8 protein-coding genes, 1 tRNA gene and 1 rRNA gene are annotated in these 7,241 nt (G+C 43.3%); 3 read left to right on the forward strand and 7 right to left on the reverse strand.

Annotated features, from left to right (window positions below):
• Nucleotides 1-50 precede the first annotated feature (50 nt).
• The 3 genes from radA to BLR76_RS03275 form a co-directional block, all read right to left on the reverse strand.
• Nucleotides 51-1,421, reverse strand: a complete 1,371-nt coding sequence (gene radA / locus BLR76_RS03265; RefSeq protein ID WP_091265387.1) for a DNA repair protein RadA — start codon at nt 1,419-1,421, stop codon at nt 51-53.
• A gap of 24 nt (nt 1,422-1,445) precedes the next feature.
• Nucleotides 1,446-1,940: a dUTP diphosphatase gene (dut, locus tag BLR76_RS03270; protein ID WP_091265390.1), complete on the reverse strand. Its 495-nt coding sequence runs from the start codon at nt 1,938-1,940 to the stop codon at nt 1,446-1,448.
• Between the two features lie 208 nt (nt 1,941-2,148).
• Nucleotides 2,149-3,255: an ABC transporter ATP-binding protein gene (locus BLR76_RS03275; RefSeq protein WP_091265392.1), complete on the reverse strand. Its 1,107-nt coding sequence runs from the start codon at nt 3,253-3,255 to the stop codon at nt 2,149-2,151.
• Nucleotides 3,256-3,599: 344 nt separating this feature from the next.
• On the opposite strand from BLR76_RS03275, the gene BLR76_RS03280 reads away from it, so the two are divergent.
• Nucleotides 3,600-4,340, forward strand: coding sequence for an SDR family NAD(P)-dependent oxidoreductase (locus tag BLR76_RS03280; RefSeq protein WP_091265395.1), 741 nt, complete (start codon nt 3,600-3,602; stop codon nt 4,338-4,340).
• Nucleotides 4,341-4,389: 49 nt separating this feature from the next.
• On the opposite strand, the gene BLR76_RS12450 is transcribed toward BLR76_RS03280, so the two are convergent.
• Both BLR76_RS12450 and BLR76_RS03290 read right to left on the reverse strand, forming a co-directional pair.
• Nucleotides 4,390-4,509, reverse strand: coding sequence for an LbetaH domain-containing protein (locus BLR76_RS12450; protein ID WP_091265398.1), 120 nt, complete (start codon nt 4,507-4,509; stop codon nt 4,390-4,392).
• A 62-nt stretch (nt 4,510-4,571) separates the two neighbouring features.
• On the reverse strand, nt 4,572-4,796 hold the full coding sequence (locus BLR76_RS03290) for an LbetaH domain-containing protein (RefSeq protein WP_143009180.1): 225 nt from the start codon (nt 4,794-4,796) through the stop codon (nt 4,572-4,574).
• A gap of 408 nt (nt 4,797-5,204) precedes the next feature.
• On the opposite strand from BLR76_RS03290, the gene BLR76_RS03295 reads away from it, so the two are divergent.
• Nucleotides 5,205-6,323 (forward strand): NADH-dependent flavin oxidoreductase, encoded by a 1,119-nt coding sequence (locus tag BLR76_RS03295; protein ID WP_091265403.1) that lies wholly within the window; start codon nt 5,205-5,207, stop codon nt 6,321-6,323.
• A gap of 72 nt (nt 6,324-6,395) precedes the next feature.
• Nucleotides 6,396-6,692, forward strand: a complete 297-nt coding sequence (locus BLR76_RS03300) for a HesB/YadR/YfhF family protein (protein ID WP_091265405.1) — start codon at nt 6,396-6,398, stop codon at nt 6,690-6,692.
• A 131-nt stretch (nt 6,693-6,823) separates the two neighbouring features.
• On the opposite strand, the gene BLR76_RS03305 is transcribed toward BLR76_RS03300, so the two are convergent.
• Together BLR76_RS03305 and rrf are read right to left on the reverse strand one after the other, a co-directional pair.
• Nucleotides 6,824-6,896: transfer RNA gene (locus tag BLR76_RS03305), tRNA-Asn, on the reverse strand.
• Between the two features lie 32 nt (nt 6,897-6,928).
• Nucleotides 6,929-7,044 (reverse strand): 5S ribosomal RNA (gene rrf / locus BLR76_RS03310).
• Between the last annotated feature and the right edge of the window lie 197 nt (nt 7,045-7,241).

Consider the following 7,241-nt stretch of genomic DNA (forward strand, 5'->3'; position numbering starts at 1 on the left):
TCTAGTATAACAGCTAATCAGCTGAAACTGACGCATGGCGCTTTTTCAATTTAAGAAAAAGCGCGTCTGATTGCATCAGCAAGTGTCGTACATCCTATAATTTCTATATTTTCAGGGAAGTCCCAGCCGTCCATATTATTTTTCGGTAGAAGAACCCGTTTGAACCCAAGCTTGGCAGCCTCATTCACCCGCTGATCAATTTTAGAGACCCGACGGATTTCTCCGGTCAGCCCAATTTCTCCAATGAAGCAGTCGGTCGGACGCGTCTCTTTTTCCTTGTAGCTTGACGCGATACTGATGGCAATGGACAGATCGATTGCCGGTTCGTCCAGTTTAACGCCACCTGCCGCTTTAAGGTAGGCATCCTGATTCTGAAGAAGCAGACCTGCACGCTTTTCCAGTACAGCCATGATCAGCGACACACGTGAATAATCCAGCCCGCTTGCCGTTCGTTTAGCATTACCGAATACTGTCGGAGAAATCAGAGACTGAATCTCGACCAGGATCGGCCGGGTCCCTTCCATCGCAGCTACAACCGCCGACCCAGTTGCTCCGGACAGTCTTTCTTCCAAGAAGAGCTGGGACGGATTGAGCACTTCTTCCAGTCCGCCATTTTTCATTTCAAATATCCCTATTTCATTGGTCGATCCGAAACGGTTCTTGACCGCACGTAAGATACGGAAGGTATGATGCCGTTCGCCTTCAAAGTAAAGCACCGTATCCACCATATGCTCGAGCATACGTGGACCGGCGATCGCCCCTTCCTTGGTCACGTGTCCCACAATGAAAATCGCAATGTCATTCATCTTGGCGATCTGCATTAAAGTCGACGTCGACTCCCTGACCTGTGACACACTTCCGGACGCACTGTCAATTCCGGCATGATGCATGGTCTGGATCGAGTCAATGACCACATAATCCGGCTTCAATTCTTCAATCGTCTCCTGAATGGCACTCACTTCCGTTTCAGCATACAGATAAAAGTCTGAACCTCGTAGCTCAAGCCGTTCAGCCCGCATCTTAATCTGAGAGGCACTTTCCTCTCCTGATACATACAAAACTTTCCCGCCATTCTGGTTCAACTGAGCAGAAACCTGAAGCAGCAAAGTCGATTTTCCGATTCCCGGATCTCCACCGATCAGCACGAGTGATCCTGGAACGACTCCACCGCCTAAGACTCTGTTGAATTCTGTCAGGTCAGTCTTGACCCGTTCTTCCTTTTCGATTGTAATGTCAGTGATCGGCTCAGCCTTAGAAGTTTTTCCACTAATAGTCACTCTGCTTCGGCTGTCAGTTTTATCCGGCAGCTTCTCTTCGACCATCTGATTCCATGAGCCGCAGCTGGGACACTTCCCTAGATACTTGGGTGATTCATATCCGCAGTTCTGACATACAAATACTGTTGCTTTCTTCTTTGCCAATCTATTAACTCCTTCAGCCTGAAATTATCTTCCGCTTGATCCAAATCCGCCTGTACGTACTGAAAAGTCATCTGTTTCCTGATCTGCTGTTTCGTATTGAGTGAAAATCCCCTGAGCAATTCGTTCACCTTTTTTGATCTCTACATCTTCAAGGCCATAATTAATGACCTGAACAAAAATTTCGCCTTCATTGCCTTCGTTATTGTAATAGTCCGAATCGATGACCCCAATGCCATTAGGCACAGCCAGCTGCCGCTTCATCGGATTGCTCGACCGGTTCGCCAGAAGCAGGTACTCATTTTCAGGCATATACGCCTTGACACCTGTCGGAATAAGTGTGGAACCAACCGGGTTTCCTTCAAAATTTCCTGTCTGCATAGCCTTAAATACTGACGGAATGACAATATCCTGAGAAGCCGTCAAATCATACCCTGCAGATCCTTTTGTTGCCCGTTTAGGTAGGCTCAGCTCCTGATCTTTATATTTATCTACAATTTCAAATCCTCTAATTCTAGTCATAATATCTCCTGTTTCTTCAATTAAACTGAAACAGATTGCAGACCCCTTTCCATACTCTGAGATGATAGTGTAATAAGTCTATTTTACACTAAATTCGCTGCTTTATAAACGACCAGTTTATATACAAAAAAACCTCTCTGATTACACATTATATGTAATTCAGAGAGGAAAAAAGGGGGTGTATTTAATTGACCAACCTTACCTCGTCTTAACGGATAACGTTAGTAGTTTCTGGATCGAAGAAGTGTGATTTACCCATATCGAAGGCCAAGTCAACATTCTCACCAGGTGTGTGATAGTCACGAGCATCAACTCGAGCGATAAACTCAAGAGAGCCGACTTGTGAGTAAAGCATTGTTTCTGCTCCTAGAAGCTCAGAAACAGTTACTTTCGATGTGACAACTGTTCCAGGAGAAGCATCCAGTGCAACCTGCTCACTCTTGATGTCTTCAGGACGGATACCAAATATAAGTTTAGCTCCATCTTTGTACCCTTTATCGTTAAGAGTTTTCAGTTTCCCTTGAGGCACTTCTACGGTTAATCCATCTCCGTTGGAAATTTTGTTCCCTTGAAGAGTGACATCAAAGAAGTTCATCGCAGGAGATCCGATGAATCCGCCAACGAATGTATTAACAGGTGTGTCATAAACTTCTTTAGGTGTTCCGATCTGCTGGATGAATCCGTCTTTCAGGATAACGATGCGGTCAGCCATTGTCATCGCTTCAGTCTGGTCATGTGTAACGTAGATTGAAGTTGTGTTCAGACGCTGGTGAAGTTTTGCAATTTCAGCACGCATGGCTACACGCAGCTTAGCATCCAAGTTTGACAGAGGTTCATCCATCAGGAATACTTTAGCATCACGAACGATCGCACGTCCTAGAGCTACACGCTGACGCTGTCCACCAGATAGTGCAGCTGGTTTACGGTCTAGAAGATCAGTCAGCCCTAATATGCTTGCCGCATTTTCCACACGGTCTTTTATTTCGTCTTTTTTGTACTTACGCAATTTAAGCCCGAATGCCATATTGTCAAATACAGTCATGTGCGGGTACAGCGCGTAGTTCTGGAACACCATCGCGATGTCACGGTCTTTAGGTGCGACATCATTCATCATCGTGTCGCCGATCCAAAGTTCTCCGTCAGTGATTTCTTCAAGTCCTGCGATCATACGAAGTGTAGTGGATTTACCACAACCAGAAGGTCCAACGAATACGATAAATTCGCGGTCTTTAACTCTCATATCAAAATCAGATACCGCAAAATCATCTGAGTTGTCGTAACGTTTATAAATATTCTTCATTGCCATTTCTACCATAGGTAATCACCTTTCCTGTTTAAGATTATATTGATTCTCAGTAATAATGAATCTAATTAATTGATTAGTTGACAATACTTATTGTAATGGAAACGTTTTTCTCCCACTATGTAATCGTGCACAAAATCAGTGTAAGCGATTTGTGCACAATGACTAAATGACAGGGAACTAGCATTTCAAAATGATGGGAGGCATTGTTTTAAAGTAATTCAATCGTATCTATCATTCATCATTTTCTGAATTTTCCTTGATACATTAACAATGTAAGCACTTCCTGTTGATTATGTATCCAGATATAGTATAATGAGTTTGTGAAATAAAATACGAATAAGGATGTGTGTTAGATGTTCGATTTAAAAGACAAGGTGGCAGTCGTGACGGGTGGCGCATCAGGAATCGGTCTGGCTACAGTAGAAGCGTTCCTGGATAAAGGCGCTAAAGTCGTATTAAGTGATTACAATGCAGCAGATGGTCAGAAACAAGCTGACCGGTTGAGCGAGAAAGGCGACGTCATGTTCGTCAAGGCAGATGTATCGAATGAATCAGATGTCAAGGCACTGATTGACAAGACAGTAGACGTGTATGGCTCAGTTGATGTCCTGTTCAATAATGCCGGAATCGGTGCTCAAGGGGCAACTCACGAGCTCACATATGAAGATTACAGTAAAGTTATTAAAATCAACCAGGATGGCGTCTTCTTCGGAAGCAAGTATGCTGTACAACAGATGAGAAAAAATGGTGGGGGAGTCGTGATTAACTGTGCCTCCATTCTTGGCATTGTCGGTGAACCGACAGCTTATGCCTACAATGCGTCTAAAGGAGCGGTGGTCCTCATGACCAAGTCACTGGCTCTCCAGTATGCAAAAGACAATATCCGATGTGCAGCCGTTGCTCCAGGATATGTAGAGTCCGGTATGGTAAATAAAGAAGCATTGGGTGATTATTATGATAACCTAGTAGATAAACATCCTGTCGGCCGTTTGGGGGTGCCTGAAGAAATCGCCCATGCAGTTGTCTTCATAGCAGAAAATGAATTCCTCACAGGGATTACGCTGCCGGTTGATGGCGGATATACCTCTCAATAATGTTCTGATAAAAATGATCAGACCCTTTTACAGTGGTCTGATCCTTTTTCTATGCGAATGTACGAATAACTCTGGCCGGTACACCGGCAAGCACAACATTATCCCCCAGCGTCACTCCGCCGATTACCGTTGCTCCTGCTCCCAACCAGCACTTATCTGTAATGACTATCGGCTTGGCATACTCTAGTCCTTCAAATCGCTGACTTTAATCCATAGGATGGTCAGGTATAACTAATGAAACACTGGACCAAGCAGTGCGTTTTCCCGAATCCTGATTTCTCCGCCTTCCAGCAGGATACAGTGAAAGTTAGCATAGAAATGATCTCCAACATGGATGTTGTACCCATAGTCAACCCGTAACCCCGCCTCAACCTTAATTCGGCCTTCAATCGTCTGAAAGATTTCTTTTATCCATTTACCTCGTTCCATAGGAAAATAGTGATTAATTGTAGCCACTTCTCCATTTATCAGATACTATAACCCAGTAATAGCTGTCTAATCACCCACAGTGAATGCCCCCCTATAAATACTCCTATAATTTCAACTTCAGTTAACGTAATGCTAGCCTTTGTTATATCATACTCCATCGATTTAAAATCAATATTGTATAATTAATACGTTTTATTAAATAAGCATTTTGAAGATTATTGTTAGAAACAGACACCCGGGCTATCAGCTACTCTACATTCAATTAACCTGTGACCTCTTTTACGTATCTTACTGAGACTATCAAAGCAGTCCTCTTATCTTTTCTTCATCTCAAGTTAATTGACATCCCTGTATATTCAATTTAAAATAAAGAAGAACTTACTTTTTTACAGTAAACTATTTTATCTTGCTGTATATCCCAGTGGAGCGAATACAATGACTTATTCTTTTTTACAGCCATACTCCTTTAATAATGGCACTACTTTAAAAAACCGCATACTCATGGCACCCATGACCACAAGTTCCAGCACTTCAGAAGGATATGTCACTGAAGATGAACTGATTTACTACTTAGTCAGATCTGGAGGTCCCGGTGCTGTCATCACCGCTTGCGCCTATATCGCTTCGGAAGGCCAAGCTTTTCCAAACGGGATGAGTATTGCTAAAGATAAACACATTGAAGGGTTGAGTAGACTGGCTCAAATCATTAAACTTCAAGGTTCAAAAGCGATTCTTCAGATTTATCATGGCGGACGTATGAGCCAGAAACAGTACAACGGAGGGAGACAGCCAATTTCGCCTTCTCCCATCAAAGCTGAACGTCAATGGGCCGATACCCCTAAAGAACTGACTGAGTCTGGTATCCATATACTCATCCGCCAATTTGGAACAGCCGTCAAACGTGCTATCGATGCAGGGTTTGATGGTGTGGAGTTACATGGTGCAAATACCTACCTGCTTCAGCAGTTTTTTTCTCCTCACTCGAATCAGAGAGAGGATGACTGGGGAGGCAGTCTGACCAATCGCCTACGTTTTCCCATCGCAGTTGTCAAAGAATGCCAGTCGATAATTAATGATTACGCGCCCGAAGGCTTCTTACTAGGTTACCGTTTTTCTCCTGAAGAAATCGAAACGCCCGGTATACGTCTGAAAGATTCGTACCATCTGATCGATGCATTAATTACTGAAAACATTGACTATCTCCACTTGTCGGTCAACTACTATTATCAGCCATCATTAGTGGGCTTTCGAGAATATAAAACTCAAATTCCCAATCAAATTGGCCAGTATGTAGCAGGACGGGTACCGCTAATAAGCGTTGGAGCTATAAGAACAGCTGAAGATGCTGAAAAGGCTCTACAATACGCTGATCTCGTATCTTTAGGAAAACAGCTGATCATGGATCCAAAATGGGTACAGAAAGTTGAAGAACAGAAGGAACAAACGATCCGTACTTCTCTCGACTTCTCCAGGAAGCATGATTACCAGATTCCTGAACCTCTTTGGTCAATGATTACGACGGTACCAAACTGGTTTCCCGTTGATAAGTTATAAATCAAACCATGGTATACTAAATTTGTGCCTGAATACACTAATACATGAACATATATAGAAAGGAACATGATAATGGACATCACAATTACAGACAAAGCAGTGAGCTGGTTTGAAAAAGAACTGCTTCTGGAAAAAGGAGATGCCATCCGATTTTTCGGAAAAACATACGGCAGCACTGAGGTCCATGAGGGATTTTCGGTAGGAATGAGTGTAGATCAACCAGAAGATGATGTTCTTGGAAAAACTGAAATCAACGGCATCACTTACTTTGCTGGAACACAGGATGACTGGTTTTTCAATCGCTATAACCTTGAAGTAGACTACGATGAACAAAAAGATGAACCAATCTATCACTTCAACGAAAACTGATCCAATTTCATCGGATATAAACACACCCCTCTTGAGCTATACAGTATTGTACTGGAGCTCAAGAGGGGTGTGTTCTAACTATTTATCTAACTAAACGTAATAGGGTGTGCTTAAATAAGGGTACAAAAAAACTCCGCAAGCAGGGCTCGAACCTGCGACAACACGATTAACAGTCGTGCGCTCTACCAACTGAGCTATTGCGGAATAATTAATGCTATTATAACAAAAAAAGAGCTGCACGGCAACGTCCTGCTTTCACAAAGGGAAACCCTTCACTATCCTCGGCGCTGGGAAGCTTAACGGCTGTGTTCGGAATGGGAACAGGTGGATCCTTCCCGCCATCGTCACCGCACAGTGACTCTTCTATTAAACTGGAGAACGTTATTCTCTCAAAACTAGACAGTTGATCAACACGAAACAACACCACTTACCCTTAACACACGTCAGTCCAGTTTCGCTCGGCAGATGATTCCGCCTCGCTATACTTTCTTTCTTGTGGTTAAGTCCTCGACCGATTAGTACTGGTCCGCTCCACATATCACTATGCTT

The organism is Alkalibacterium thalassium (assembly GCF_900101165.1).
Lineage (GTDB): Bacteria > Bacillota > Bacilli > Lactobacillales > Carnobacteriaceae_A > Alkalibacterium > Alkalibacterium indicireducens.